Origin of the sequence: Spirillospora sp. NPDC049652 (genome assembly GCF_040675125.1) — a bacterium.
Taxonomy (GTDB): domain Bacteria; phylum Actinomycetota; class Actinomycetes; order Streptosporangiales; family Streptosporangiaceae; genus Spirillospora.
Genome location: NZ_JBFAOF010001051.1, coordinates 1 through 2,338, shown reverse-complemented (window position 1 = coordinate 2,338; position 2,338 = coordinate 1). Strand labels below are relative to the sequence as shown.

4 protein-coding genes are annotated in these 2,338 nt (G+C 75.4%); all 4 read left to right on the top strand.

Annotated elements, in window-relative coordinates:
- On the top strand, positions 1-209 hold a 209-nt coding region (locus AB0J52_RS36735; protein ID WP_500187520.1), incomplete at its 5' end, for a DUF6286 domain-containing protein.
- A 107-nt stretch (positions 210-316) separates the two neighbouring features.
- Positions 317-961 (top strand): hypothetical protein, encoded by a 645-nt coding sequence (locus AB0J52_RS36730; RefSeq protein ID WP_500187519.1) that lies wholly within the window; start codon positions 317-319, stop codon positions 959-961.
- A gap of 224 nt (positions 962-1,185) precedes the next feature.
- Positions 1,186-1,776, top strand: coding sequence for an Asp23/Gls24 family envelope stress response protein (locus AB0J52_RS36725; protein WP_500187518.1), 591 nt, complete (start codon positions 1,186-1,188; stop codon positions 1,774-1,776).
- Positions 1,773-2,243: a hypothetical protein gene (locus tag AB0J52_RS36720; RefSeq protein WP_500187517.1), complete on the top strand. Its 471-nt coding sequence runs from the start codon at positions 1,773-1,775 to the stop codon at positions 2,241-2,243. The genes AB0J52_RS36725 and AB0J52_RS36720 overlap by 4 nt, the downstream gene beginning before the upstream one ends.
- The last annotated feature ends 95 nt before the right edge of the window (positions 2,244-2,338 follow it).

The following is a 2,338-nucleotide window of genomic DNA, read 5'->3' as shown; positions in this document are numbered from 1 at the left end:
CCGCGACGGAGGTGTCCGGCGTCGAGCGGGTCCGGGTGCGGCTGCGCGGCCGGTTCCGGCGGCGCGTCCTCGTCCGCGCGTGGACCCGGTACCGGAATCCGGCGGGCGGCGCCGACCTCGTCCGGCAGGCCGTCCGCGCCCGGCTGGACGGCTTCGACCTGATGCGCGACCGGCGCGTCATCGTCCGCCTGCGCTGGCGCGACGAGTGACCGGCGCGGCCGAGGTGACCAGCGTGACCGGTGAGGTCGGCGTGACCGGCGTGGCCGGCGTGACCGGCGGGGCAGAGGGACCGGCGAGACGACGAGGAGGGGCCGGCATGCGGATCGTGACGGGACTGACCGGGCTGGTGCTGCTCGCGGCCGGGGTGCTGGCGCTGTGCGCGGCGCTCGGCGCGTTCGGGCCGGACGTGGCGGGCACGACGGTGCTGTCACCGGCCGTCGAGCGGTACGTCGCCGGCCATGACTGGTTCTGGCCCGCGGCCGGGGCGGTCGCGGAGTTCGTCGCGCTGGTCGGCCTGGTCGGGCTCGGCGCGACGGTGCGGAGCGTGCTGCGGCGGCGCCGTCCGGCCATGGACGGCGTGACGCGCACGCACGCCCGCACCGCGTCCGGCGACCTGGTCCGGGACGTGTCGCGATTGCCGGGCGTCCGGGCCGTCCACGTGCGGCTGACCGGGACGGCGGCCCGGCCGCGCCTGGCGCTGACCGTGGAGTGCGCGTCGGACGCGCGTCCCGGCGACGTGCACGCGGCGCTCGGCGGCGAGCCGGTGATCCGGTTCCGCGACGCGCTGGGCATGCAGAACCTGGTGGTCGCGGTGCGTTACCGGCTGGCGGACGACTCCGACCCGCTGGCCATCCCGAGCGACGCCGAGGTGGAGGCGGCCGTGATCCCGCGCGCCCGGCGGCGGCTCCGCAAGGGCCCGGACAGCGGCCGGGAGCCGGTTGCCGAGCACGACGCGGGGTAGAGATATGAGCAGGTCAGGGGCGTAATCGGCGCCTGGCCCCGTTGCCGTCCGGACAGGTGGTCTCCGGACGGCCGGCCGATGACCACGGACCGGTGGCGCGCCCGCGCTGCCGGTCCTTTGTGTGGTTAATCGTCTTTGGCCGTCTCTTGCCTTGTATGACGGTTTTCCTGTCACGGAACGTGAGCATGAAAACGGCACATCACGAGGCGACAGGGGGAATCGCCGTGAGTCCACAGAGCGGGCAGCAGGCCACCAGGGAACGGCCGGTGGACGGGCTGCCGAACCAGCAGGCGCGGCCCGGTGCGGAGCGCAAGACCGCGTCCGCGGGCAAACCGGGGCCGACGGGTGAGCCGAACGCCGGTCGGGCGGTCGCGCAGAAGGAGAACGGCGCATTGGTGAGTGACACGGGCCGGACCAGGATCGCCGACGGCGTGGTGGCGAAGATCGCCGGCATGGCGTCCCGCGAGGTGGGCGGCGTCTTCAAGATGGGCGCCGGCATGGCCAGGACGTTCGGATCGGTGAAGGAGCGCATCCCGGGCGTCGGGGTGAGCGTGACCCAGGGCGTCGCGGTCCAGGTCGGCGAGCGGCAGGCCGCCGTGGACATCGACCTGGTCGTGGAGTACGGGGTCGTCATCCCCGAACTCGCCCGCGCCGTCCGGGAGAGCGTGATCCACCAGGTCGAGCAGATGACCGGCCTGGAGGTGGTCGAGGTGAACATCACCGTCGACGACGTCCACCTGCCGGGCGAGAACGGCAACGGCAACGGCGACGGCCAGGAGCAGGACGCCGACAGGCCGTCGCCGCGGGTGCAGTGACCGGCGCGGCGCCCACCCCGGCACCGGCGGCGGGGGCGGACACGCCCTCGCCCGCCGACCTGGCCGAGCGGGTCGCCGCCGCGGTCACCGCGCTGCCGGACGTGGCGGGCCTGTCGACCGGACGGTCCGCCATGCTCGTGACCTACCGCGTCGGGACGCCGGTGACCGGCGTGGCCGTCCGGGACGACGCCGTCGAGATCGGCGTGGTCGCCCGGTACGGCCGTCCGCTGGAGCGGATCGCGGACGAGGTGCGCGCCGTCGCCGAGCCGCTGGCGGACGAGCGCCGGGTGGACGTCCTGATCGCCGACATCACCGACGAGCCGGGCGTCCACGAACTCGGGCCGGCGAACCGCGCCGCCCTTCCCGGCGGGGAGCCCGCGGGGAAGCGGCCCGCCGGGAAGAAGGCGGGCGGGGGCAAGACCGGCGAGACCGGCGCGGACGGCGGCGCGGGAGACCGGGCTGGATGAGTCCGGGCGAGGAGTCCAGGTCGGAGCGCGCGGCGTTCCGGGCCTGGGTCCGCGCCCACCATCCGGACCTCGGCGGCGATCCCGAGGCGTTCGCC